General features: G+C 65.8%; 25 protein-coding genes. 10 read left to right on the plus strand and 15 right to left on the minus strand.

Annotation, left to right across the window (positions count from 1 at the left end; all coding sequences use genetic code 11):
* Positions 1 to 40 precede the first annotated feature (40 nt).
* From OIE68_RS24140 to OIE68_RS24160, 5 genes are all read right to left on the minus strand, one after another.
* Positions 41 to 955: an SCO2523 family variant P-loop protein gene (locus OIE68_RS24140; RefSeq protein ID WP_327093394.1), complete on the minus strand. Its 915-nt coding sequence runs from the start codon at positions 953 to 955 to the stop codon at positions 41 to 43.
* A 3-nt stretch (positions 956 to 958) separates the two neighbouring features.
* Complete coding sequence (locus OIE68_RS24145; protein ID WP_327093395.1) at positions 959 to 2,803, minus strand: SCO2524 family protein; 1,845 nt, start codon at positions 2,801 to 2,803, stop codon at positions 959 to 961.
* Positions 2,804 to 3,097: 294 nt separating this feature from the next.
* On the minus strand, positions 3,098 to 3,949 hold the full coding sequence (locus OIE68_RS24150) for a TIGR02569 family protein (RefSeq protein WP_040694815.1): 852 nt from the start codon (positions 3,947 to 3,949) through the stop codon (positions 3,098 to 3,100).
* 510 nt (positions 3,950 to 4,459) lie between these two features.
* Positions 4,460 to 5,644 carry an adenylyltransferase/sulfurtransferase MoeZ gene (gene moeZ, locus OIE68_RS24155; protein WP_040694816.1) on the minus strand — a complete coding sequence of 395 codons (1,185 nt, stop codon included), beginning with the start codon at positions 5,642 to 5,644 and terminating at the stop codon, positions 4,460 to 4,462.
* Positions 5,645 to 6,215: 571 nt separating this feature from the next.
* Positions 6,216 to 7,340 (minus strand): DUF3152 domain-containing protein, encoded by a 1,125-nt coding sequence (locus tag OIE68_RS24160; protein WP_419150555.1) that lies wholly within the window; start codon positions 7,338 to 7,340, stop codon positions 6,216 to 6,218.
* A gap of 320 nt (positions 7,341 to 7,660) precedes the next feature.
* Between OIE68_RS24160 and OIE68_RS24165 the strand changes: the two genes are divergently transcribed.
* Complete coding sequence (locus tag OIE68_RS24165) at positions 7,661 to 8,326, plus strand: TetR/AcrR family transcriptional regulator (protein WP_063041158.1); 666 nt, start codon at positions 7,661 to 7,663, stop codon at positions 8,324 to 8,326.
* A gap of 73 nt (positions 8,327 to 8,399) precedes the next feature.
* Here OIE68_RS24165 and OIE68_RS24170 read toward each other — a convergent pair whose 3' ends face one another.
* Both OIE68_RS24170 and OIE68_RS24175 read right to left on the minus strand, forming a co-directional pair.
* Complete coding sequence (locus OIE68_RS24170) at positions 8,400 to 8,627, minus strand: DUF3107 domain-containing protein (protein ID WP_062984284.1); 228 nt, start codon at positions 8,625 to 8,627, stop codon at positions 8,400 to 8,402.
* A 102-nt stretch (positions 8,628 to 8,729) separates the two neighbouring features.
* Positions 8,730 to 9,272, minus strand: a complete 543-nt coding sequence (locus tag OIE68_RS24175; RefSeq protein ID WP_327093396.1) for a YceI family protein — start codon at positions 9,270 to 9,272, stop codon at positions 8,730 to 8,732.
* Between the two features lie 102 nt (positions 9,273 to 9,374).
* Between OIE68_RS24175 and OIE68_RS24180 the strand changes: the two genes are divergently transcribed.
* Positions 9,375 to 10,205, plus strand: coding sequence for a helix-turn-helix transcriptional regulator (locus tag OIE68_RS24180; protein WP_327093397.1), 831 nt, complete (start codon positions 9,375 to 9,377; stop codon positions 10,203 to 10,205).
* On the opposite strand, the gene OIE68_RS24185 is transcribed toward OIE68_RS24180, so the two are convergent.
* From OIE68_RS24185 to OIE68_RS24195, 3 genes are all read right to left on the minus strand, one after another.
* Complete coding sequence (locus tag OIE68_RS24185; protein ID WP_040694842.1) at positions 10,206 to 10,898, minus strand: ferritin-like fold-containing protein; 693 nt, start codon at positions 10,896 to 10,898, stop codon at positions 10,206 to 10,208.
* A gap of 91 nt (positions 10,899 to 10,989) precedes the next feature.
* Positions 10,990 to 12,045 (minus strand): alpha/beta fold hydrolase, encoded by a 1,056-nt coding sequence (locus tag OIE68_RS24190; protein WP_327093398.1) that lies wholly within the window; start codon positions 12,043 to 12,045, stop codon positions 10,990 to 10,992.
* Positions 12,046 to 12,115: 70 nt separating this feature from the next.
* On the minus strand, positions 12,116 to 12,973 hold the full coding sequence (locus tag OIE68_RS24195) for an SCO6745 family protein (RefSeq protein WP_327093399.1): 858 nt from the start codon (positions 12,971 to 12,973) through the stop codon (positions 12,116 to 12,118).
* 412 nt (positions 12,974 to 13,385) lie between these two features.
* Here OIE68_RS24195 and OIE68_RS24200 point away from each other — a divergent pair, with 412 nt between their 5' ends.
* The 5 genes from OIE68_RS24200 to OIE68_RS24220 all read left to right on the plus strand — a co-directional run bounded on the left by OIE68_RS24200 (position 13,386) and on the right by OIE68_RS24220 (position 18,794).
* Positions 13,386 to 15,149, plus strand: a complete 1,764-nt coding sequence (locus tag OIE68_RS24200; protein ID WP_419150790.1) for a DEAD/DEAH box helicase — start codon at positions 13,386 to 13,388, stop codon at positions 15,147 to 15,149.
* 228 nt (positions 15,150 to 15,377) lie between these two features.
* Complete coding sequence (locus OIE68_RS24205; protein WP_327093400.1) at positions 15,378 to 16,613, plus strand: hypothetical protein; 1,236 nt, start codon at positions 15,378 to 15,380, stop codon at positions 16,611 to 16,613.
* A gap of 49 nt (positions 16,614 to 16,662) precedes the next feature.
* Positions 16,663 to 17,310, plus strand: a complete 648-nt coding sequence (locus OIE68_RS24210; protein WP_327093401.1) for an acid phosphatase — start codon at positions 16,663 to 16,665, stop codon at positions 17,308 to 17,310.
* Positions 17,307 to 17,798 (plus strand): GNAT family N-acetyltransferase, encoded by a 492-nt coding sequence (locus tag OIE68_RS24215; RefSeq protein WP_327093402.1) that lies wholly within the window; start codon positions 17,307 to 17,309, stop codon positions 17,796 to 17,798. Before OIE68_RS24210 ends, OIE68_RS24215 begins: the two co-directional genes overlap by 4 nt.
* Before the next feature lie 315 nt (positions 17,799 to 18,113).
* The gene (locus OIE68_RS24220) at positions 18,114 to 18,794 is read left to right on the plus strand and encodes an endonuclease V (RefSeq protein ID WP_327093403.1); all 681 of its coding nucleotides are present in this window, start codon (positions 18,114 to 18,116) and stop codon (positions 18,792 to 18,794) included.
* A 6-nt stretch (positions 18,795 to 18,800) separates the two neighbouring features.
* On the opposite strand, the gene OIE68_RS24225 is transcribed toward OIE68_RS24220, so the two are convergent.
* Positions 18,801 to 19,232, minus strand: a complete 432-nt coding sequence (locus OIE68_RS24225; RefSeq protein WP_327093404.1) for a hypothetical protein — start codon at positions 19,230 to 19,232, stop codon at positions 18,801 to 18,803.
* Between the two features lie 67 nt (positions 19,233 to 19,299).
* Here OIE68_RS24225 and OIE68_RS24230 point away from each other — a divergent pair, with 67 nt between their 5' ends.
* Positions 19,300 to 20,244: a diacylglycerol/lipid kinase family protein gene (locus tag OIE68_RS24230; RefSeq protein ID WP_327093405.1), complete on the plus strand. Its 945-nt coding sequence runs from the start codon at positions 19,300 to 19,302 to the stop codon at positions 20,242 to 20,244.
* A gap of 250 nt (positions 20,245 to 20,494) precedes the next feature.
* The gene (locus tag OIE68_RS24235) at positions 20,495 to 20,749 is read left to right on the plus strand and encodes a WhiB family transcriptional regulator (RefSeq protein WP_011211115.1); all 255 of its coding nucleotides are present in this window, start codon (positions 20,495 to 20,497) and stop codon (positions 20,747 to 20,749) included.
* A gap of 195 nt (positions 20,750 to 20,944) precedes the next feature.
* Here OIE68_RS24235 and OIE68_RS24240 read toward each other — a convergent pair whose 3' ends face one another.
* Positions 20,945 to 22,459, minus strand: a complete 1,515-nt coding sequence (locus OIE68_RS24240) for a sensor histidine kinase (protein ID WP_327093407.1) — start codon at positions 22,457 to 22,459, stop codon at positions 20,945 to 20,947.
* Positions 22,460 to 22,481: 22 nt separating this feature from the next.
* Positions 22,482 to 22,697, minus strand: coding sequence for a biotin/lipoyl-binding carrier protein (locus tag OIE68_RS24245; protein ID WP_040694864.1), 216 nt, complete (start codon positions 22,695 to 22,697; stop codon positions 22,482 to 22,484).
* A gap of 90 nt (positions 22,698 to 22,787) precedes the next feature.
* On the opposite strand from OIE68_RS24245, the gene OIE68_RS47150 reads away from it, so the two are divergent.
* Positions 22,788 to 22,862 carry a 50S ribosomal protein bL37 gene (locus tag OIE68_RS47150; protein WP_095887907.1) on the plus strand — a complete coding sequence of 25 codons (75 nt, stop codon included), beginning with the start codon at positions 22,788 to 22,790 and terminating at the stop codon, positions 22,860 to 22,862.
* A 72-nt stretch (positions 22,863 to 22,934) separates the two neighbouring features.
* Here OIE68_RS47150 and rsrA read toward each other — a convergent pair whose 3' ends face one another.
* Together rsrA and OIE68_RS24255 are read right to left on the minus strand one after the other, a co-directional pair.
* Positions 22,935 to 23,195: a mycothiol system anti-sigma-R factor gene (gene rsrA, locus OIE68_RS24250; RefSeq protein WP_327101779.1), complete on the minus strand. Its 261-nt coding sequence runs from the start codon at positions 23,193 to 23,195 to the stop codon at positions 22,935 to 22,937.
* A gap of 20 nt (positions 23,196 to 23,215) precedes the next feature.
* On the minus strand, positions 23,216 to 23,887 hold the full coding sequence (locus OIE68_RS24255; RefSeq protein ID WP_419150791.1) for a sigma-70 family RNA polymerase sigma factor: 672 nt from the start codon (positions 23,885 to 23,887) through the stop codon (positions 23,216 to 23,218).
* Positions 23,888 to 24,008: the final 121 nt, after the last annotated feature.

The raw sequence follows: 24,008 nt of genomic DNA on the forward strand, positions 1-24,008 counted from the left end.
CGAAATCCTTTCCAGGATGGTGTTCTCGAGTTCGGTCGATTCAGATCCGGCGCCAGGTGGCTCTGTCGAGCACGCGATCGGCGAGCGTGTCGAAGGCCTCGACGGTTGCCTTATTGGCAATTTCCTTCTGCACGTCGATGTCCAGGATCAGCTGTTCGCGCCATTGCAATACCGGCTCGACCGGGGTCTCGCCGAGCATCGCGCTCGCACCGACCTTGTTCGTCGATGCCAGCCGTTTCAACATGGAGTCCTGCTGATGCAACCAAGCCGCCTGCGGCCCAGGGGATTCGGTCGCCTCGTTCAATTGCGGTACCGCGGTGCGCACGTACCTGAGGTTGTCCAGCAGCACCTCGGGATCATGGCCCGCGCCCGCGCCGCAATCGAGGATCCCGTACTGCCCGCGCACCAGACCATGTGCGGCGATGATGTGCTGGCGGGTCCACCGATGAAATACCAACCAGCGCACTGGTATCGCGGACAACTGCGGCAAAGCCGTTGCCTTCAGGGCGATTTCCATCGCCACCGAACGCCCCGCGCTGAGATCGACAATGCAGACGTCGAAATCCTGATCCAATTCGAGCAGCAACTTGGCGCAATTGTCGAGGGTGTGGTCAACGATCTTGGTGAACTCCGCGCCACCTGCATCGCCGGGCAATAGGAACAGCTTGCCGGTTCGCGTGCGCATCTTGCGTAATTCGCGTCGATCGGTGTTGTCTCGCACGTCGATTCGCGCGGCGACGCCCGCCTTGCCGAGCAAGTAGGAATGCAGGCCGTCGCCAGTGGAGATACCGCGCTCCACACCGCTGATCTCGAAAAGCGCACCCGCGGTAGGGGAACCGAAATCGAAATCCAGATAGGCGACCCGCTTACCCCGCACACACATCCGATAGGCGAGATTGCAGCTGGTCACCGAGCGGCCGGTGCCGCCCTTGTCGGAGGTCGCGAACACGATCATGCGCTAGGGGTTCCTTGTCGCGTCGCGGCGGGCGGCGGCCAGTCGGTCGAGTTCACGCAGCGCGTCGAGGGCGTGCACGAAAGTGGTCGCGGAATCCTCGCGCACCAACCGCCTGGCCTGATCGATATGGTCCTCCACGCGATCGAGCGCGGCCCGATTGCCCGAGGTGTCATCGATGCTCACACCGAGCATCTCCTGATCGAATCGATGCTCGGCGGTATTCAGCATGACCCGCGCGACGTCCTGCAGATCCGGCCAGTTGGGCGGCGGTTCACGATAGGTACGGTCCGCGGCCACCAGACATTCGACGACGCGCTCGGTCATGTACCAGGACGGCCTGGTTACCTCGGCATCGCCGTTCTCCCCGAACGCGCCCGCCGGATCGTCCCACAGTCCGGGCGCACCGGCCCGCAGCATGCGCCGATCCAGATGCTCCATCACCGATTTGGCCAATTCCATCAGCTTGTCGCGGGCCGCGACATTGTTGGACAGCCTGGCCGCCTGCAGCATTCGCTTGAGCAACACCGCCGAGAAGTCCGAAACCTCCCATTGCAGCGTCGGTCCGTCCCCGACGCCCTCACTGCCCCGCAGGGTCAGTCGTACACCGGGCGTGTGCAGCGCGACCGCGGGGTCCTCGCGCATGGTCCGGCGAATGATCCGGCCCCGGCCGGCCAATTCGTCGAAAATGGCCACGGCCCTTGTCAAGTCGTCATCGGAGGCGGTGCGCGCGACGAGATCCTGGATCAGCACGGCGGATACGATGAGACTGAAGTAGTCCGACTGCTCGCCGTCGGAGGTGCGCCACGGAATATCCTCCAGCGGCCAACTGCCCGAGCCGAACCGCGCGACCGTCGACCAATAGCGCTGGGTCAACTCCCAGCGGGTACGCAGGGCCTGGGCCAGCCGGTGCTGTTTCTCGTCGAGCAGACCGAGCTCACCGGTGCGCGGAGAGACCAAGTCGTTGATGCCGTCCAGCGCGACGACCGTGAAATAGAGATACGGGCGCGGATCGGCGACGCCTTTCTCACTCGCGATCTGCTCCTCGACGAAGTCGACCTCGGTGGCGTCGCGCACCACACCCCAACTCCACCCGCATTCGAACAGCAGATTCTCGTCCTCGAGCTCCTTGACCGATTTCTCCTGGCCCAGGGTGACGTCACTGCGCAGCCGCGCGCGTACCCGTTCCAGACTGCGCCGCACACCGTCGACCATGGCCTGCTCGGGTTCACCGGTCTGGTTCAACATCCCCAGAATCGCCTGTCCCTCAGGGGATTTCGGCTTAACGGTATTGACGACGAAACTGCGGACCAGTCCGGTCATCGCCGCGGTGAGCCGCGCACTGAGCTGCCCGGAGAGGATATCGATCCGCTGCGTCAGTTCCCCTGGTCGAGCCCAACCGCGGAAAGTGCGCAGGAAGCGCAGGCCCGCCATACAGACGGTCAGCGACATCGAGTACGAGTCGACGACCTCGATACCGCGCTGCGCCGTATTGGGTTCACGCTCATCGGCGGAGCGCAGATAACTGCCCGCGGAGAAGTTCGGCTGCCCGTCGTCACGTGTGTTCTGCTCGATGTAGCGCTCGAGCAGCCAGACCACGAAGCTGCCGATCTGCTTCGGACCGCCGAGCGGTTCGAGGACCGAACTGACGTCGTCCTCCATGCGATCCGGATTGTCCAGTGCGAAGATATCGATCTCGGTGGCCGGATACAGCAGGCAGAGCAACTGTTCGGAATCGCTGATAGAGTTGGCATCCATCCGACCGCCCCAGCGCCAGTCCTTGCCATCCCAGCACGCGGCCAGCATGGCGCGCCACACGTCCAGAATCTGTTGCCTCGGTTGGATTCTCACCTGCTGCCGTCCTCACCCCAAGTCGCAGGCGCGCCGCTCCTCACCGCGTCCACGAACGTCAAATTAGCACGGGCACAACGCTTACGCTGGCTCCACGAGGGTCCGATCCGGTTCCATTCCGGCATCGTCGGAACCGGTCGCGGGGCCGTCCGAGCACGGGCAACCACACAGCATCCCGGTGGCCCGAAAAGCAGGTAAACAACGCCGCCTGAGGCGGTTGTCCGAGCATAGAGCACCCGATGCAGCGCACGGCGCAGATCGGGTAACCGTACGATCGCGCGGTCGGGACGGAACTCAGAGCATCAAGCGAACCATGTCGGCGGTACGCGCCAATCCGGGAAACGCCTCGGGGGTCGAGCGGGGGTGCAGCGCATGTACAGCAAGCCGAAACATCACCGCTCGCAACAACATCTGCGGCCACTCGGGTAAATCGGACCAGCGGTCGAGCAGGCCGTCGTCGGCGCCGCCCCAAGCGAGTGCGTCGACGACGATGACACCGGCAGCCCATGGCGCCGGACGCCAGTACGGGGTGATGTCTGTGAGACCGGGTGTGAAGACCCCGGCGAAAAGTACCGTGCCGAACAGGTCTCCGTGCACCAGTTGCGCGGGGGTTTGGACCGGTTTGCGCAGTGTGGCGAGTTGGCCGATCAGTTCCATACTGCGTTGGCCATCGGGGGAGGTTGCCGGGGTGATGCCACCGGCGCGCAGACTTCGCAGCGGTACCGCCTCCCAAGCCGCCCGGTCGGCGGCGACGAAGACGTCGACATCGACCCAGGGGGCGACCGGCGGCTGGACCAGGAACCGTGGTCGCTCGAGCTCCGCCGTGGCCTTATGTAGTCGCAGTGATACCGACACGACCTCGTCGTAACGTGGCTCGGGTACACCCTCCAGGTAGGTATCGGCACGCCAACCGGAAACTACGTAGCGGCCGTCGGTGGCGCGCACGGGACGGGCCAGGCGTAGACCGTCCACCTTCAGGGTTTCGCGGACCTTCGCCGACCACGCCGCCCTGGCATGATCGGCGATCGGGCTCAACACCACGTCACCGAGCCGCCAGCCGCCGTCCCAGTCTCCCAGCGAAACCGGCGTCACTTCGCGCAGACCGAACGTGGCGCGCACGTGCTCGGGAGGTTCCACAGAAGTCACGGCCGTACGGTACCTGTGTTGAATTTGGCACGCCTGCGGCGCGCCGTGTTGTTGGCCGCGCCTCCGGCGCGGCGTGTTCGCGGCCCCTTCTGTCTCGCGTCCGAGCCGTCGAGACTCGCGCCTGCGGCGCATGCGCTTCGACGACTCGGACGCGAGACGGCCACGAACGGTCGCTCGTAAGACTCGCTCCGTCGAGGTCGCTGACGGCGGGACGTTCGGCACCTGATGCACGCATGCCGGGCGGTGGAGTTCCGCGCCTGCGGGCGGATGCGCTTCGGCCACTGGGATGCGAGACGGGCCGCGAACGGTAGCTCGTAAGACTCGCTCCGTCGAGGTCGCTCACGGCGGGACGTTCGGCACCTGATGCATGCACGCCGCAAGGGCACGACTCGCGTCTGCGGCGCATGCGCTTCGACGACTCGGACGCGAGACGGGCCGCGAACGGTAGCTCGTAAGACTCGCTCCGTGGCGGTTACGCCGCGAAGCAACCCCTCGGCATGAGTACCCCGTCTAGTAGACCGGCAGTGACTTGTCTACCTGATTCGCCCAGGCGACGATGCCGCCCTGCACGTGCGAGGCGTCGGAGAAACCGGCGTTCTTCAGGACCGCGAGCACCTCCGCAGAGCGGATACCGGTCTTGCAGTGCAAGACGATCGGCCGGTTCTGCGGCAGATCCGACAGCGCCTCACCGGAGAGGAAGCGATCCTTCGGGATGAGTTTGGCGCCCTCGATGTGCACGATGTCCCATTCGACCGGCTCGCGAACGTCGATGAGCTCGATTTCCTTGCCAGCGTCGAGCAGCTCTTTGAGCTCGCGCGCGGTAATCGTCGAACCCGCCGCAGCGGCCTGCCCCTCCTCGGACACCACACCGCAGAACGCCTCGTAGTCGATCAGTTCAGTGATCGGCTGACGCTCCGGATCGCGGCGCAGCTTGATGGTCCGGTAGTTCATATCCAGTGCGTCGTAGACCATGAGACGGCCGAGCAGCGGTTCGCCGATGCCGGTGATCAGCTTGATCGCTTCAGTCACCATGATCGAACCGATGGAGGCGCACAGCACGCCGAGGACACCGCCCTCGGCGCAGGAGGGCACCATTCCGGGCGGCGGGGCCTCCGGGTAGAGATCGCGGTAGTTGATGCCACGGCCGTCCGGTGCGTCCTCCCAGAAGACCGAGACCTGGCCCTCGAAGCGGTAGATGGAGCCCCAGACATACGGTTTGCCCGCCAGCACCGCGGCGTCGTTGACCAGGTAGCGGGTGGCGAAGTTATCGGTGCCGTCGACGATCAGGTCGTACTCGGCGAACAGCTCGACGGCGTTCTCCGGCTCCAGGCGGATCTTGTGCAGCCGGACCTCGATGCCGGAGTTGATCTCGAGGATCGAATCGCGCGCACTATCGGCCTTCGGGCGGCCGATATCGGATTCACCGTGGATGATCTGGCGCTGCAGATTGGACGCGTCGACCTCGTCGAATTCGACGATGCCGAGCGTCCCGACACCGGCGGCCGCCAGATACAGCAGCGCGGGCGAGCCGAGCCCGCCGGCGCCGATTACCAGCACCTTGGCGTTCTTCAGCCGTTTCTGCCCGTCCACACCCAGGTCCGGGATGATCAGATGACGGCTGTAGCGGGCGATCTCGTCCTTGGTCAGCTCCGCGGCCGGTTCGACCAGCGGCGGCAGGGACTTCGGTGATGACACGTCCAGGGCTCCTCGAATCAATTGGCCGATCGCACTGTGGTGACTCAGCGCCTACTTACTCAACACCGACAATCGGGCCGTTCTTCCCGACCTATGGTCCAGCATCAACAACGGAGGGCAGCGACCGGCCCTGCACAACCGACCACCACGGAGCGAGTCTTACAAGCGCCCCGTTCGCGGCCCATCTCGCATCCCAATGGCCGAAGCGCATCCGCCCGCAGGCGCGGAACTCCACCGCCCGACGGAGGGCATCAGATGCCGAACGATCCACCATCACCGACCACAACGGAGCGAGCCTTACAAGCGACCCGTTCGCGGCCCATCTCGCATCCCAGTCGTCGAAGCGCATCCGCCCGCAGGCGCGGAACTCCACCCCCCGGCATGAGGGCATCAGATGCCGAACGATCCGCCATCGCCGGCCACAACGGAGCGAGTCTTACGAGCGACCCGTTCGCGGCCCATCTCGCGTCCGAGCCGTCGAAGCGCATGCGCCGCAGGCGCGAGTCTCGACGGCTCGGACGCGAGACACAGGGGGCCGCGAACACGCCGCGCCGGAGGCGCGGCCAACAATTCAGCCGCGGGGATAGGGCCATGGGTTGAAGCGACAGCGCTTACCGTCCATCGGGACCACACCGTCCGGATCGAGGGCGGCGATGTCGTTGTTCTTGGTGCCGAAGGTCTGCTGCATCATCACCGGCGCGAGCCCGCCGTCGGTCTCGCACGGCTGATGCTGGTGGTAGCCGATGGCATGGCCGACCTCGTGGTTGACCTGGTACTGCCGATAGGAACCGATATCGCCCTCGAAGGCCAGCGCACCGCGCACCCAGCGCACCTCCGAAAGCACCACTCGCCGCAGATCGGCATTGAAGCAGGAGGAATCGATCGGAATGTCGAAACCGCAAGCCTTGCGCGAGGACTCGCGGGAGGCGAGCGAAATGCGGAAGTCCGGTTCGCCATGATCGATGCGCCGGAAGGCGAATTTGGTGTCGTGCGCCCAACTCTTGGGATTGCCCAGGGTGCTGTCGACCAACTTGGCCACGGATTCGTCCCCGCCGAATCCGGAAGTGTCCACGCCGTCCTCGATTTCGACGGTGTACTTGAACTGGAACTCCGATCCGGTGCCCACCTGCGCGGTGGTCCCCGGCACCACACGCCATGTGCCCGTACCGTTTTCGGTGAACGGTCCGCCGTCGGGCAGCGCGCCGGTCGGCAGATTCGTCGGGAAGTGGCCGTCGCCGGGCGGTGCGCCGATGATCCCCGCGGATGCCGCACGCGGGCTCAATCGTCCGAATCCCGGTGCCCCGCCCGGCATATTCGCCGGATCGGTGCCCCCGCGCACCGCGTCGACGATCACCAACACGGTCACCACGAAAAGTACGGGAAGTGCGTAAGCACGCCAACCATAGGTGCGGATGAAACGACCGACCGCGCTCTGCTTCTTGGTATCGCGCTCGGGTCTCGGTGCGCGGGAACGACTCTCGTCGGGTGCGGTGGGATCCCAGCGGGCCCGCAGCGGTTGATAGGAACGGTCGACCATTGGGTCGGACGAACCGAGCGGGTCATAGACCTCGACGCCATTCTCATTCCGCGGTGGCGAACCGGATCTCCATTCGATCTCACCCTCGGCACCGTCCTGGGCAGCGGCACCGTTTCGGGTGGCTGCCCCCGTACGCACCTCGGGGCCTGGCCTTTCCACAGAGCCCGAGACTACGGAACCGGACGCGGTGGAGCCAGCCCGGCGGTGCGCACTGCGTCCGGCGCCGGAGGGTCTTTCCGGTCGGTCGGTCACGTCAACCAGCGTCTCACAGGGCGCAATACCCCCGGCCCGAGTACATCTCCGCGCCCGATGCCGACCCTTTCGGGCGACCTGCGAGCAGTCGCAAGCGGTGCGATATATCTCACCGAGTGGACTGCATCTGTGGCCCCGATCTGCAGACGCGGTACAAACGGGTATCGTTCATGGGATACCCGGTGTACACCCCTATTTGCCGGGGCATCGACTGGGAGAGCCGAAAAATGACTGACCTCGTGGACCGGATGACGTCCCGCAAAACGTCCTCCGATGCCATGGCGCCGACCAAGCGCGGTACCCGGCTTCCGCGCGACGAGCGTCGTCAACAGCTACTCGCGGCCGCCAGTGAGGTGTTCGTCCAGCGTGGCTACCACGCCGCGGGTATGGACGAGATCTCGCAGTGCGCAGGAGTGAGCAAGCCGGTGCTCTATCAGCACTTCGCCAGCAAGCTCGAGCTCTATTTGGCGGTGCTGCAGAACTACGTCGACATGCTGGTGTCGAGTGTGCGCCAGGCGCTGCGTTCGACCACCGACAACCGACAGCGTGTGCGCGCCGCGGTGCAGGCCTATTTCGATTTCGTCGACAACGAAATGCAGGGCTTCCGACTGGTTTTCGAATCCGATCTGATCAGCGAGCCGCAGGTGCAGCGCCGGGTCGAGCAGGCCACCGAGGCCTGTGTGGACGCGGTCTTCGACCTGGTCGCCCACGATTCCGGTTTGGACCCCTACCGGGCCAGGATCCTCGCGGTCGGACTGGTCGGCACCAGCCAGTTCACCGCACGGTACTGGCTGGAGGCGGATCGGCCGATTCCGAAGGAAGAGGCGGTCGACACCACCGTCGCGCTGGCGTGGGGCGGTCTGTCGCACGTGCCGCTGCATCCGATCCACTGATCGAGCTCAAGACAGCAGAGCCCCCGCACTCACCCGAGTGCGGGGGCTCTCGCCTGTTGCGTCGCGGTTCGGCTCAGACCGCCGCGAAGCCGACGCGACCACCGGTGGCGGCGCCGATCTCGACGTAGGCGACCTTCGAGGCCTGGATCAGGAACTTGCGGCCCTTCTCGTCGGTGAGCGCGACGACGCCGCCCTCGCCGCTCAGCGCACCGGACACCAGCGCCTCGACCTCGTCCGGGGTCTGCCCGCTGTTGATGACGAGCTCGCGCGGGCTATCCGAAATACCGATCTTGACCTCCACGGCCAACCTCCGAACCTAGAGTCCTGTGTGCTGTCGAAATCAAGGCTAATGCAGCACCCCGAAGCCGGTAGCACGCCCGCCTGCGCTCAGAGCGAACAAATGCTACTTGGGCTCGATGAGCTGGATTTCCAGCTCGATCTTGACGGTATCGCTGAGCATGCCGGGCAGCGGGCCCCCGACGCCGAAATCGGTGCGCTTGATGCTGCCGGTCGCGGAGAAGCCCGCATGCCGGTCGCCGGTTCCGGCGAATACCTGGACACCACCCCACTCGACATCGAGGGTGACCGGCTTGGTGATCCCGCCGAGCGTGGCCTCGCCCTCGACCTCGAACGATTCGGTGATCTGGACCGGCTCGACGGCACGGAAGCTCAGGGTGGGGCGGTTGGCGACATCGAGGAAGTCGGCTGTGCGGACGTGGTTGTCGCGATCGGCATTGCCGGTGTCGAAGGAGTCGAGGTAGATGGTGGCGCCGAGGGTGGCGAAACCGTTGTCGTCGACGACGAACTCGGTCTCGAACTTGTTGAAGCGGCCGCGGACCTTGGAGATGCCGAGGTGGCGGATGGTGAACTCGACCTGGGAATGCATCGCGTCCAGGGCCCAGGAGCCCGGAGTGAGTGTGGTAGTGGATTCAGCGGAAGATGTCATGCCATAGACCATGACCGGACCGTGGTCCGTTAGCCAGACCGCCGTTATCCTGGACCCGACAGGGCGCGGATAACCATCCCAGGACGAGGCACGATGAAACGTATGGCACCCAATCCCTTCGCGGAATACCTCATCGCACGCCGCGCCCAATTGCGGCCGACGGATGTGGGACTTCCCGAGGGCGGTCGCCGCCGTACCCCAGGACTGCGCCGCGAAGAGGTCGCAGTGCGCGCCGGGGTGAGCGCCGACTATCTGGCCCGCCTCGAGCAGGGCCGCGATACCAATCCGTCGCCCGCGGTCATCGATGCGCTCGCGCAGGCCCTGCTGATCGAGGGTAAGGACCGCCACCACTTCGGTTGGCTTGCCGTCACGACGACCAACGAATCCCGCTGCCCCACCACCCAAGCCGTCGAAGAGCATCCGACGCCCGCGATCGAGACCATCCTGCGCGCACTGCATCCCACTCCGGCCTTCGTGATCGGGCGACGGCTCAATGTGCTCGGCTGGAATCCAGCCTGGGAGGACATCGCGAAACCCGTTGGACTGCTCGACAATCCAGAGGTCGTGAATCTGGCCTGGTTCACCTTCGCGCATTCGCGCGCCAAGCAGGTGCTGCGGAATTGGGACGAGGTGGCCGATATTTTCTCGGCCGCGCTACGGCGCGCGACGATCCGCTGGCCGGGCGAGGACCGCCTGCTAGAGCTGATCGACGCGCTGCTCGCCTATCCGGAGTTCGAAAGCCGTTGGCAGCCGCAGCATATCGACGACCTGGTCTCGGGCACGATGCGGTTCGACCACCCGGAGTACGGCCATATCGATATCCCGTTCGAGGCACTGAACGCCGATAAGGATCAGTGCATCGTCGTCTGGCTCACCGACCAGGCGCAGGCGCAATCGCCCGGCCTGCGACTGGTCCGCGCTGTCAACGAGTAATCAGATTCCCAGGACGGCCATGCGTTCGGCGTGGCTGGCCTGCATGCGCTCGAACAGCGCGGCAATGCCGTTGAGGTCACCGGTCGCGGCCAGCACCAGCTCGGTGAGTTCGTCGCGCTGGGCCATCACGTATTGCGCCTGGGTGATCGCCTCACCGAGCAGCCGCCGACCCCACAGCGTCAGCCGGTCGCGCTCGGAGCGGCTCGTCGCGACCGCGCGGCGCACCTCCTCCACCACGAATTCGGAGTGGCTGGTCTCGGCGAGCACATCCCGGACCACGGCGGAGACCTCGGGAGACAGGGCGCCGGCGATCTCGGTGTAGAAGTCGGCGGCGATACCGTCACCGACGTAGAACTTCACCATCGACTCGAGCCAGGTCGAGGGATCGGTGGAGTCGTGGTAGGCGTCCAGGGCGCGCACGAACGGCGCCATCGCGTCGAAGATATCCACACCGCGCTCGGCCAGCGCGGACTCCAGGGTTTCGAAGTGCCGCATCTCGGCGGCGGCCATCTTCGCGACGGCAACCTTGCCACGCAGCGTCGGCGACAGCTTGGCCTCCTCGGCCAGCCGGTAGAACGCGGAGATCTCACCGTAGGCGAGCACCGCGAACAGGTCGATCACGCCCGTATCGTCGGTGGAAATGGACGACCCGAACAACGAAACCCCTACCGCTGCAGATGACTGTGCTCCCATGTCGACACAGCCTAGTCCCGGTCTGTTACGGATCACCGTCATCCCAGTGCATGTCGCCGTCATCCCAGGCGAACATCGGGGGCGTGGTTGTTCAGGACAGCTCGGACAAGAACTTGTCGAGATAGGTCCACGTGGTGTCGCGGGCGGTTTCTCCGGTAAGGATGCCGAGGTGGCTGCCGGGTGCGGTTTCGTAGCGAACGGACTGCGCGCCGGTGAGGATGCGCTGTCCGGCCGCCACCGCGGCGGCGGGGGTGATGACATCGGTGGGTCCGCCGACCAGCAGCACGGGCGCGGCCACGTCGGCCAATTCGATGCGACGCTCGCCGAGTTTCACGACACCACGGCCGATGTCGTTGTTCAGGATCAGGCGACCCCACAGCTGGCCGTAGAAGCGGCCCGGATAGCCGGGCATCTCGGACATGAATCGGTCGATGGACTCCATCTTGGCCAGGGTTTCGGTGCGGGCGATATTGCTCGCGACGAACCAGGGCCGGGTGAGTTCGCGGTCCCATGCGGTGACCTTGTAGGCGATTCGGGTCAGCGTGGCCGGAATGCCGCCCGCCGCACGCACCGCCGTCGAAGTGGCGATACCGCCGGTCAGCTTGGCCACCGCACGCACCTGCGGAATGCCGGTCATCTTGTCGTAGTCCAGCGGCGAGCCGACCGCCGTGATGGAGCGGATCGGCAGTTCGGGATGCGCGGCCGCGCTCAGCAGTGCGAGGGTGCCGCCGATGGACCAGCCGACCAGATCGACCGGACGGCCGTCGCGATCGGCGGAGGTGCGCAGGATCGACTCGGGCAGGATGTCGTCGATCCAGGTCTCGAAGCCCATCCGCCGGTCGGCGAAGGTGATCGCGCCGTAATCGACGACGTAGGGCGCCCGGCCCGTCTCCAGCAGGAATCGGGCCAGGCTCTGATCCGGACGCAGATCGAAGCAGCTGGCGGGCGCGGCGAGCGGCGGTACCAGCAGCACCGCCGAATCCGTTGCGGCAGCGGCGGATCCGATACCCTCGAAGCGACGCAGCTGCCGATGCGGTTCGTCCCACAGCACGGTCGACGGGGCGGGATCCGGCGCCTCGACGCCCTGGCCGAAGGTCAGCGCCCAGGCATTGCGCGCCGCGATGGTGACGGTGTCGGTGAAACTCACCTCGAGAATGTCTCACATCCCGTTACCGATGGTTACAGGCAACTCCGCTTTGTGAGCAACCGTGGACCGCTCAGCCCCGCGTCATGCCGATCGGATTGAGCGGCGGCACCACGCTCTCCTGAACACGCTTCGTCAACGGTTCGAGCAAGTAGGTCAGCTCGGCGATGGCGTCCTGCGACAGCGCCGCCAGTGCGCCGTTCCAGGCGGCTTCGTCGGTGCCCGCCTCCACTCGTTCGAGCAATTCGGCGCCAGAGCCGGTCAACTCCGGGCTGATCGGCTCCCCCACGATCAAACCCCTGGCGCGCAACTCGTCGGCGATATCGGACCATTCCCGCTCCGACCAGCCGCGCGCTGGCCGCATCACCGATTCGGGCGACTTACCGGCCGCTACCTGCAGCACCAGCGCCTGCGATCCGGACAGACCGTGGGCAACCAGGGCCGCGACATGGCCGTCGCCGCGATGTTCGCGCAGGGTGGTCGTGAGCTGCCACAGCGCGGCCACCGGATCGGCGGACAGCGGCAATTCCGCATTCGCCGCATACAACGGGCGGCCGGTCGGATCGGCCGTGCGCGCCACCGGATCGAGCAATTCGGCGGCACGGGCACAATCAGCTTCACCGGCCCCTGCCCCGCGCAACAATCCGACCGAAAAGGCGAGCCGGGCCTGCAGACATGCCTCCGGCGTCGTCCGGGTCCAGGCGTCCGGCACCGCCTTGGCCACCGTGTCCGGATGAAATCCGGCGAAGGTCGCCAGTACCGCGCCCGCGCCCACCGCCCCCAACGGCGCGGCCCGGAACGCGAAGTAGGTCTGCCAGAATCCGCGCAGTCCGAGCGCAACTCCGGCCTGCTTGACGTCCGCGCCGAAATACACGACATCGTGGATGGGTTCGAGAGTGTGCCAGATTCGACGCGCCAGATGAATTGCCATGTGGCGCAGCGTACGTCGACGGTCAACGCAAGGAAACCGCGCATTTTGTCCGGAATTACCGACCATTTCGAGCGACCTGCAAGCAGACGCTACGGCGGCCGACCGTTACATCGAATTCGAGCCGTGCAGATTATCACGCTACAATCTCTGCGGACAACGGAAATTTTCGTCCGTCGAGTCGCCGGATCGTACGGTCGCCCGAGTGTCGCCGACGAGGTTTTCGAAGTCCGGGAATATGTGCGCGCACCAGATCCGCATCACCCTTGCGCCGCGCCGATGTCTTCCGAGGTCAGCCGCCGAAACGACGAGCTCCCGCAGACATCAGGCCCGTGGCCGAGGTGAGTATCACAGGCGGATATGTGGTTGTCGCGGGCCGGCCGGTCCGCCCCACACCTCGTGCGCGCGTGACGCGATAACGAGGAAAGGCACGAACCTGAGCAAGATCACTGTCGAACAGGAACCTGGTCTGGCGGATACGCTACTGACCGCCGAACTGGACGAAACCCACACCGCTCCGACATTCGCCGAATTGGGGGTTCGCGATGAAATCGTGCGAGCGCTCGGCGAGATCGGAATCGAACGCACTTTCGCAATTCAGGAACTGACCCTGCCGCTGGCACTCGCCGGTGAAGATCTGATCGGTCAGGCCCGCACAGGTATGGGTAAGACCTTCGGATTCGGTGTGCCGCTGCTGCACCGGATCGCCACCGCCGACACCGGGACGACCCCGCTGGACGGCACCCCGCGGGCACTGATCATCGTGCCGACGCGCGAACTCTGCATCCAGGTCACCCAGGATCTGGAGAACGCGAGCAAGTACCTGAAGAACCACCAGGGCCAGCTGCGCGTGCTCTCGATCTACGGCGGCCGCCCCTACGAGTCCCAGATCGCAGCGCTGCGCTCCGGCGTGGACGTCGTAGTCGGTACCCCCGGCCGACTCATGGATCTGGCCGATCAGGGCCATCTGATTCTCGGCAAGATCGGCGTGCTCGTCCTGGACGAGGCCGACGAAATGCTGGACCTGGGCTTCCTACCCGATATCGAACGCATTCTCGGCATGGTTCCGACGCAGCGTCAGACCATGCTCTTCTCGGCCACCATGCCGGGTCCGATCATCACCCTGGCCCGCACCTTCTTGACCAGGCCGACGCATATCCGCGCCGAGGAGCCGCACGACTCCGCCATTCACGACCGCACCGCGCAGTTCGTCTACCGGGCGCACGCACTGGACAAGAGCGAGCTGGTCGCCAAGGTGCTGCAGGCCGAGAGCCGCGGCGCGACCATGATCTTCACCCGGACCAAGCGCACCGCGCAGAAGGTCGCCGACGATCTGGCCGACCGCGGCTTCGCCGTCGGCGCCGTACACGGTGACCTCGGACAGATCGCTCGGGAGAAGGCGCTCAACAAGTTCCGCAAGGGCGCCATCAATGTGCTGGTCGCGACCGATGTCGCGGCGCGCGGCATCGATATCGACGATGTCACCCACGTCATCAACTACCAGTGCCCGGAAGACGAGAAGACCTACGTGCACCGGATCGGGCGCACCGGCCGGGCCGGACGCACCGGTGTCGCCGTGACGCTGATCGACTGGGACGAACTGAACCGCTGGGCGGCCATCAACACCGCCCTCGCTCTCGGCATCCCGGACCCGGTCGAAACGTATTCGCGGTCCCCGCATCTGTTCTCCGACCTCGGCATTCCGGAGGGTGTCACCGGCACCATCCGCAAGCCGAAGCCGGTCCGCGACGAGGACGCCGAGGTTGTCGAGCGCCCCGCCCGTGCGCCGCGCAAGCGCAATCGGCGTCGCACCCGCGCGGGTCAACCGATGGACGGCGAAATCAACGGCACCGAAACCGACGAAGCCGAAACCGATACCGCCGCAGCTCCACTCGACGACGCGACCGACGACGAGACGGCGGATAAGCCCGCGCGTCGCCGCCGTCGCCGCCGCAGGTCCGCCGGTGCCACCGAAGACAGCACCGAGAACGGCACCGAGTCGAAGGACAACGGGGACAATGGGAACGGCGTGACCGCCGAGTCGGACTCGGACGGCGATACCGATGACGCCGAAACCACCGATCAGCCCGCACGCCGTCGGCGCCGTCGGCGCAAGCCCGCGGGCGAAGGCGAAGCGACCGCGGACACCGCTTCCGAAACGGTGACCGCCTCGGCATAGCGCGATACGCAGGCGCGTCTGTCATGGACAGGCGCGCCTGTGGCGTCTCAGCCGCGCCGACGCGGACGCGTCACCGATGCACGGCCGCAGTCGAGCGGCCACGGGTCGCCGAACGTGGAAATACCGGCAGGTAAGCGCCATTGAACCCGTCTGCGGCCGTCATACGTCGGCGGATGTCCACGCGAGACCGATCGCATCCCCCGGGCGACACGTTGTAGTCTCGCAAACGTGCTCGCACCCGAGCGGCGAACGCGCGCCGACATCATCTCCGCAGTCGCGATCGCCGTGGTCGTGGTGATCGCGGCAGCGGTGGTGTGGTCGCGCAGTGATGCCAGGGGCACCGAATCGGTGACGGCGGAACATCCGGTTTCCACTCCCGCGGCCGCCGATCAGGTTCCGACGAGCTTGCGCGAGCTGTGGCATGCGCCGGACCCCGCGGCGAACCGGGCGCTGGTGGCCGCGGGCACAGTCGTAACAGGCGCGGATGGCACGGTCACCGGACACGATCCGCGTACCGGTGCGGAAGTGTGGCACTACCGGCGAGACCTACCCCTGTGCGGCGTGGAGTCGCAGTTCGGCACGGTAATCGCGGTGTACAAGGATCAGCGCGGCTGCAGCCAGGCCACGCTGCTGGCCGGTGAGGACGGATCGCGCCGGACCGCACGCAGCAGCTATATGGATCCGACCGTGCAGCTATCGGTCGACGGCACCTATGTGCTGGCCCAGGGCCCGCGGCGGCTGGAGATGTGGCGCTCGGATCTGGTGCGCACCCTCGAATACGGTTACGTCGACGCACCCGTGAATGTGAAAACCCAACCGCGCAAGGGCTGCAAGCTGATCTCGTCGAGTTCGAGCTCCACCCGGCTCGCCGTCCTCGAACGCTGCCCCGAAGATCCGACCAACCGGCTGACCGTGCTCAATCCGGCGCCGAAGGACAATACGGTGCCCGAGGAGTACGGCTCGCATGTGCTCAACGGATCCGGTGCGGACTCTCCCGACGGGCGCGTAATCGCGGTGTCCGACAACCGAATCGTGCTGTACCTGCCGGGTACGCCCGCGACCGCGACCGCCGAAGCGATTTCGCCGCGGCTGGAAGTCTTCGACGGCACCGGGAATGCGCTTGTGGTGCACCAACTTTCCGCACCGCTGAGCGATAAGACGACAACCACTCGGATCAGTTCGCTGTTCCTGGTATTCACCGGCAACAGCCTGATCGCCTTGAACGCAGGCACTTTCGATCCGATCTGGGCCACTCCCGGCGCACTCGGCAGTCCCGTCTTCATGGCGGGCCGACTACTCGTGCCGGTCGACGGCGCCATCGCGGTCCTCGATCCCACTTCGGGCGCCGAGGTGTCGCGCATTCCGGTGGCCCGCCCCGGCTACGACGGCTCCCCCATCTCGCTCGCCGTCCTCGGCACAACCGTGCTGGAAAAGCGCGGCCCCGAGATCTTCGCGCTCGGCTAGCACCTGCCCGTTCCCGGCGGTGTCGGACCCGTACTCCATGATGGAAGTCATGTCCGCACGCGACGATGCCCGACTGGTCCTGCTCCGGCACGGCGAAACCACTTGGTCGAGCCAGCGGCGCCATACCGGCCGCACCGATCTGCCGCTCACCGAGCGCGGTGAGGAACAAGCCCGCGCCGCGGGCGGACTGCTCGGTGAGCTGAAGCTGCGCGACCCGCTGGTGCTCACCAGTCCGCGGCAACGCGCTGTGCGCACGGCGACGCTTGCGGGGCTCGTCGCTAGCGACTCCTTGCAGGTCGCTCGAAACAACACAGCTTTAGTCGTCGATGACGATCTGGCCGAGTGGGATTACGGCGACTACGAGGGGCAGACCTCCGTCGAGATCCGTGAGCACGATCCCGGCTGGACCATTTGGACCGGAGTCGTGCCGGGTGGCGAGACGGCCGCACAGGTCAGCGCGCGCGCCGATCGGGTACTGGCATCGGTCGAAGCCGCACTGCCTGACCGGGATATCGTGCTGGTCGGCCACGGTCATTTCTCCCGGGCGCTGATCGCCCGCTGGGCCGAACTCGATATCCGGGAGGGGCGGCGCTTCGCCATGTCGACCGCCGCGATCACCGTGCTCGGTTACGAACACGACGACCGAACCATCCTGGCGCACAACCTAGTTCCCGCAAACCATGGAGCCGCACTATGACTCGCACCGGCCAGATCCGCCGCGCCACTCCCGCCGATGTACCCGCCATGGTGGGCCTGGTCGAGGATCTCGCCGAGTACGAGAAGTCCCGCGCGGAGTGCACACTCACCGCCGAGCAATTGGACGCCGCATTGTTCGGGCCGTCGCCCGCGGTTTTCGCCCATGTCGTCGAGGACGAGACCGGTGTGGTCGGCTGTGCGATCTGGTTCCTGAACTACTCCACCTGGACCGGCGTACACGGCATCTACCTGGAGGACCTGTACGTCAAACCGGAGACCCGCGGCAAGGGTTACGGCAAGGCGCTGCTGGCCGCCCTCGCCGAGGAGGCCGCCGTCAACGGCTACAGCCGGGTCGACTGGGCCGTGCTGACCTGGAATACGCCCGCCATCGAGTTCTACAAATCCATCGACGCCAAACCACAAGACCAGTGGGTCGGCTACCGGCTCACCGGCGCGGCCATCGATAAGCTCGCCGCCGAAGCCTCGTGAGCGAGCGAACCATCAACACAGCCGAGCACTCGCTCGTGCCGGAACCGAGCGCCAGCGAGGTGGAGGCATGAGCGAGCGTAGCGAGCGAACCATCAACACAGCCGAGCACTCGCTCGTGCCGGAACCGAGCGCCAGCGAGGTGGAGGCATGAGCGAGCGTAGCGAGCGAACCATCAACACAGCCGAGCACTCGCTCGTGCCGGAACCGAGCGCCAGCGAGGTGGAGGCATGAGCGAGCGTAGCGAGCGAACCATCAACACAGCCGAGCACTCGCTCGTGCCGGAACCGAGCGCCAGCGAGGTGGAGGCATGAGCGAGTGAGGGTTACCGCACCCACGGATTGGCCGGCCACCGCGGACGAGGCCATGGCGATCCAGGATGCGTTGCGGCCATTGGTGATTACGACCGACCCGCATCCACCGCAATTCCGCACCATCGCCGGCCTCGACTCCGCCTACGACGACGAAACCGGGATCGCCGCCGCAGCCGCCGTCGTATTGGACAGTGCCACACTGGATCCCGTCGATACGGCCGTAGCGCACGGTACGGTCACCTTTCCTTACGTGCCGGGCTTGCTGTCCTTCCGTGAACTGCCCATTACCCTCGCCGCACTCGAAAAGCTCGGTACCACACCGGATCTGCTGATCTGCGATGGCCAGGGACTCGCACATCCACGCCGCTTCGGCTTGGCCTGCCACGTCGGAATCCTCACGGGCACACCGACGATCGGCGTAGCCAAGACACCGTGGGGCGACTACGCGGAGCCCGGTCCGGAGCGCGGCGCAGTCAGCGATATCGCGATGGACGGCGAAGTCGTCGGGCGCGCGCTACGCACGCGGCGTGGCGTCAAACCGGTCTTCGTCTCGGTCGGTCATCTCATCGACCTGGACACGGCATGCACTCAGGTGCTCGCGCTGACCCCGCGCTACCGTCAGCCGGAAACCACCCGCCAGGCCGATCACCTGTGTCGTCAGGCACTGCGCGCCGCCACCGCCTGAACCCGGCTACTTCGATTCCGGTTGGATCCCGTACACCTCGGCCATCCAGCGATTCGACGCGGGCGCGAACAAGAGCACCAGTGCTCCCGCCACGACCAGGCCGAGCAGCGCACCGAGCACCGGCTGATGCGAATCGGTCAGCAGCGACCAGGTCACCGGAAGCAGCAGCACCTGTGCGATCACGGCGATGGCGCGCCCCCATCGGTGCCCGAGAAAAAGTCCGATCCCGGCCGCGAGCACCGCGCCGCCGAGAATCCCGAACCATGCGGCAGTGCCGTATCCGCTCGCGGCGCTCTGATCGTGTCCGAGCAGGCCACGCACGATCAGCACGATCGCCACGACCACGGCCACCGCACCCTCCAGCGCGACCAATCCGCCCGCACCGCGCACCGTCGCGGGCACACCCGCCGAAACCTCGTCTTTGCCGCTGTCCGCCACGTGGCCAAGCCTAGAACGCACTCGGCGGCTTTTCGGACCGGGCCGTGCGCCGATTAGGCTGCCGAAGGTGCGGACGTTGCTGATCGTGAATCCGAATGCCACCTCGACTACGCCGGCGACGCGGGACCTGCTGGCGCACGCGTTGGAGAGCCGGACTCAGCTGACCGTCGCGCATACCCAGCACCGCGGCCACGCGGCGGAATTGGCGCAGTGGGCAGCTACCAACGAGATGGACCTGATCGTGGTGCACGGCGGCGATGGGACGGTCAACGAGACCATCAACGGCTATCTGCCGCTGCCCCAGGTCGACGACGGACAGGCCTGGCTGCCGCGCCTCGGCGTGATTCCGGGCGGCTCGGCGAATGTGTTCGCGCGCGCCCTCGGCATCTCCCCGGATCCGGTGACCGCAACCAACCAGCTCATCGATCTGCTCACCCTCGACCACGACCGCAAAATCGGGCTCGGCCTCGCCGATGACCGCTGGTTCGGCTTCAGCGCGGGTGTCGGCCTCGACGCCGATGTCTGCGAAGCGATCGACAACAGCCGCGCCAATGGCCATGCCGCCACCCCCGGTCGCTACGTTCGCACCACTGTCCGACAGTTTTTCAAGTCGAAGCGCAAGGAGCCGAGCGTCCGGATCGAGATCCCGGGATTCGACCCCATCAGTGAGGTCCATTACGCCTTCGTAACGAACGCCAGCCCGTGGACCTACCTGAACGCCACCCCGGTGCACACCAACCCGGGCACGGCCTTCGAAACCGGTCTCGGCGTGTTTGCCGTGCGGTCGATGTCGGTGGTCTCCACCCTGCTGCTCGCCAGACAGCTTCTCGCGACCAATGGAAATCCCAAGTCCCGCAATCTATTTCGCGAGGACGATGTGCCGTCCGTGCACGTCGAGGCCAGCGAGCCGATCGGCCTGCAAATCGATGGCGATTTTATCGGAAAACGCAACATGGTGGATTTCACAGCTGTGCCGGACGTGCTCGAGGTCGTCGCTCCCCGCCCGAAATGAGCACGAAACACGCGAAAAAACTCGGTGTTGTGCTGCGAAAACCGGGTAGAGCGAGTACAAAGGACCGGTCAGGTTCCCCCAGGGGTTCCTTGAGAGCGTGAGCTTCCCCACGGTGCACCGGATACCTATTGACATCTACGGTGTTCGTGAAAGCATTCACAAGCAACCGTGCGGAAACATTCGAGTCGCACAAGTGAACGATCCACAAACCGTAGGCGCCCTTTGCGGCGCCCAGCAAAGGAGCAGAGGAATGGACTGGCGCCACAAGGCCATCTGTCGCGATGAGGACCCCGAGCTGTTCTTCCCGGTGGGTAACAGTGGTCCGGCGCTCGCGCAGATTGCCGATGCCAAGCTGGTCTGCGCTCGCTGCCCCGTTACCGCTGACTGCCTTTCCTGGGCCCTGAAGTCCGGGCAGGATGCCGGCGTGTGGGGCGGTATGAGCGAGGACGAGCGTCGGGCGCTCAAACGTCGCAACGCCCGCACCCGCACCCGCACCGTCGTCTAGTAGGACGACCAGCGTTACCGGACCTCTCAGCCCGGCCCGGTAACGCAGTCAAGCCCGGCACTCAGGTGCCGGGCTATTTTGTGCCTGTATCTGATTGCAGCGCCTGCGGCGCTGCGTGTTCGCTCGTAAGACTCGCTCCGTGGTCGTCACCTGCGCACAGAAGCTGAGTCTTATTGCTTACCGGGTGAATTCGTCTCAGCGCCCAGAGCGTCGGCCCAAGGGGACGCGCAGCACCGCGTCGGTGCCGATGTCGGCGCCGGGGTGCAGGCCGATGGAGCCGCCGAGTTCGGCGGTGACCAGGGTGCGCACGATCTGCAGGCCGAGGCGGTCGGAGGATTCCAGGCTGAAACCCGGCGGCAGGCCGCGGCCGTCATCGCTGATGATCACGTCCAGCCAGCGCGCCGAACGCTCGGAACGGATTGTCACCGTGCCGTTTTCGCCGGAATCGAAGGCGTGCTCGATGGCGTTCTGCACCAGTTCGGTGAGCACCATCACCAACGGGGTGGCGCGTTCGGCGGAAAACACGCCGAGCGAACCCGCCCTGCGCACTTTGATTCTCGCGGTGTGCACGGTCGCGACATCCGCCATGATCGGCAGCAGCCGGTCCACCACCTCGTCGAGATCGACCTCTTCGTCCACCGACATCGACAGCATCTCGTGCACCGAGGCGATCGAGGTGACCCGGCGCACCGATTCGGTCAGTGCGACCTGCGCCTCCTCGTTCTCGGTCCGGCGCGCCTGCAACCGCAGCAGCGCGGCGACGGTCTGCAGATTGTTCTTCACCCGATGGTGGATCTCCCGGATGGTCGCGTCCTTGCTGAGCAGCGCGCGGTCGCGGCGCTTGACCTCGGTGACGTCACGGACCAGCACCGCGGCCCCGGCCAGTTCCCCGTGCGGGCGCAGCACCAGGGTGCGCAGCAGCACGGTGGCACCGCGCGCCTCGACCTCCATGCGGCGCCCGGTGCGTCCCGCCAGGGCGGCCTGGATATCGCCGACAACCTCTTGGGCGTCGAACGGATCGGTGATCAGTGACCGGGTGGTGACGGCCAGATCCTGACCGGCCAGATCCGACTGCAAACCCATCCGGTGATAGGCCGACAGCGCGTTCGGGCTGGCGTAGACGACGATGCCCTCGGTATCGAGCCGGATGAAGCCGTCGCCCGCGCGCGGACTCGAGTGCGTTGCAGCGCGGTCCTCGGTGGTCGGAAAGGTGCCGTCGGCGATCATCTGGCACAGATCGTCGGCGCAGGCGACATAGGCGATCTCCAGCGTGCTACGCACCCGCGAGCGCTGCAGATCGGTATCGCGGCTGAGTACCGCGATGACATCGTCGCCGCAGCGCACCGGAATGGCCTCGCGGATGGCGTGCACCGGATGCGGATGGTAGACGCCCTCGGCCTCGACATCGCTGTCCGCGCGCACGACCTTGCCGGTCATCAGCGCATCGAAAACCTGCGGATGATCGGTCTGCGAGGTGGTTCTGCCGACCCGATCCTCCGGATGGACGGTGGGCGCGGTCGTCGGGCGACACTGTGCGACGCAGACGATGTCGGCGCCGTCGGTGATCGGTCCCGCACCGACCCACAGCAGCAGATCCGCAAAGGACAGATCGGCGAGCAGCTGCCAATCGCCGACCACCCGCTGCAGATGGTCCACGGCGACGCCGGGTAGGTCGGTGTGTTCGGCCAGTAGCTCACTCAGTGTCGCCATTTCGATCTACCCGCTTCAGAAGTTAAGAGATGACGGCGATTAGGTGCCCGGCCTTGATCGCATCGCCCTCTTTGACGCCGATCGAGGTCACCGTGCCACCGCTCTCGGCGAGCACCGGGATCTCCATTTTCATCGACTCGAGGATCACCAGGGTGTCGCCCTCGTGTACCTCGTCACCCTCGGCAACGACAACCTGCTGCACGACCGATACCAGCTCCGAGAGCACTTCCTCCGCCATGACACCCCATCCACTCGTTCGCCCGTATCCGCTGAAGCTACAGCCAACCACACATGAAACAATGGCCTTCGATCAGAAGGGAGACTACCTATGGGTAAGCGTGGTCGTAAGAAGCGCAGCCGCAAGGGAAGCGCGGCCAACCACGGCAAGCGTCCTAACGCCTGAGCCGTAACAGACGAAAAACACCGAGGGCCAAGATCTTCCGTAAGGCACTCGGTGTTTTTTCTGTGTCCGGACCTACTCGGTGGTCTCGACCCGCGTGACCGTGACGGATCGGCGGATCTCCAGACTCAGCCGATCCCGCAGCGAATCCGGTGCCCGATCGCCGCCGCACTTGCGGCTCAGCAGGCTCTTGATCTTCTCCTCGATGCCGTAGGCCTCGATGCACGGTGAACAGTGATCCATGTGGTGCTGCAGCCGGGCCCGGGTGGCGTCGTCACATTCACCGTCGAGCATGAGCCAGACGTCGGCGAGCACAGCCGTGCAGTCCAACTCCATATCGGGGTCACGCTCCGTACTCACTGCTTGACCTCCTGGCGTTCCGCGCCGTTGCGGTTGAATCCACGTTCGCGCGCCACATCGGCGAGCAATCCTTTGAGCTGCTTGCGGCCGCGATGCAGCCGGGACATCACCGTACCGATGGGGGTGCCCATGATGTCGGCGATTTCCTTATATGGGAAACCCTCGACATCCGCGTAGTACACCGCCATCCGGAATTCCTCCGGCAGCTCCTGCAGTGCGGCCTTGATGGCGTCATCCGGCAGCGCGTCCAGCGCCTCCACCTCGGCCGAACGCAGCCCGGTCGAAGTGTGCTCGGCGGTGGCGGCGAGCTGCCAGTCGGTGATCTCGTCGGTCGGATACTGCGCGGGCTGGCGCTGCTTCTTGCGGTAGGAGTTGATATAGGTGTTGGTCAGGATCCGGTAGAGCCAGGCACGCAGATTGGTGCCCTCCTTGAAGGATTTGAAGCCCTGGAACGCCTTGACGTATGTCTCCTGCACCAAATCCTCGGCATCGGCCGGATTCCGGGTCATGCGCAGCGCGGCACCGTAGAGCTGGTCGAGCAATGGGAGCGCATCGCGCTCGAATCGCCGCACCAGCTCGGTATCGTCGACCGCGGCGCCGACCGCACCGTCGGTCACCACGTCATCGTCGCTCGTCACACCAATCCCTTCGATCGCCGTACCTGCCAAATCTACAGGCGCGGCCGGATCGAGTGAGAACTGAGAGTCCCTCTGCGACGTCACCGGGCGTTCTTCGAGCAGAACGGGCACCGACCTCTCCTTCGCGTCGTACAACCGCCGTGCGGCTTCC

It is taken from the genome of Nocardia vinacea (genome assembly GCF_035920345.1).
GTDB classification, from domain to species: Bacteria; Actinomycetota; Actinomycetes; order Mycobacteriales; family Mycobacteriaceae; genus Nocardia; species Nocardia vinacea_A.

Excerpts from the sequence above, each read along its gene's own strand:
- OIE68_RS24240 (WP_327093407.1), bottom strand. The coding sequence starts at position 22,459 with ATGGCGACACTGAGTGAGCTACTGGCCGAACACACCGACCTACCCGGC.
- OIE68_RS24185 (WP_040694842.1), bottom strand. The coding sequence starts at position 10,898 with ATGGGAGCACAGTCATCTGCAGCGGTAGGGGTTTCGTTGTTCGGGTCG.
- OIE68_RS24235 (WP_011211115.1), top strand. The coding sequence starts at position 20,495 with ATGGACTGGCGCCACAAGGCCATCTGTCGCGATGAGGACCCCGAGCTG.
- OIE68_RS24215 (WP_327093402.1), top strand. The coding sequence starts at position 17,307 with ATGACTCGCACCGGCCAGATCCGCCGCGCCACTCCCGCCGATGTACCC.
- OIE68_RS24140 (WP_327093394.1), bottom strand. The coding sequence starts at position 955 with ATGATCGTGTTCGCGACCTCCGACAAGGGCGGCACCGGCCGCTCGGTG.
- OIE68_RS24195 (WP_327093399.1), bottom strand. The coding sequence starts at position 12,973 with ATGGCAATTCATCTGGCGCGTCGAATCTGGCACACTCTCGAACCCATC.
- OIE68_RS24175 (WP_327093396.1), bottom strand. The coding sequence starts at position 9,272 with ATGACATCTTCCGCTGAATCCACTACCACACTCACTCCGGGCTCCTGG.
- OIE68_RS24210 (WP_327093401.1), top strand. The coding sequence starts at position 16,663 with ATGTCCGCACGCGACGATGCCCGACTGGTCCTGCTCCGGCACGGCGAA.
- OIE68_RS24180 (WP_327093397.1), top strand. The coding sequence starts at position 9,375 with ATGGCACCCAATCCCTTCGCGGAATACCTCATCGCACGCCGCGCCCAA.
- OIE68_RS24245 (WP_040694864.1), bottom strand. The coding sequence starts at position 22,697 with ATGGCGGAGGAAGTGCTCTCGGAGCTGGTATCGGTCGTGCAGCAGGTT.
- rsrA (WP_327101779.1), bottom strand. The coding sequence starts at position 23,195 with ATGGAGTTGGACTGCACGGCTGTGCTCGCCGACGTCTGGCTCATGCTC.
- OIE68_RS24165 (WP_063041158.1), top strand. The coding sequence starts at position 7,661 with ATGACTGACCTCGTGGACCGGATGACGTCCCGCAAAACGTCCTCCGAT.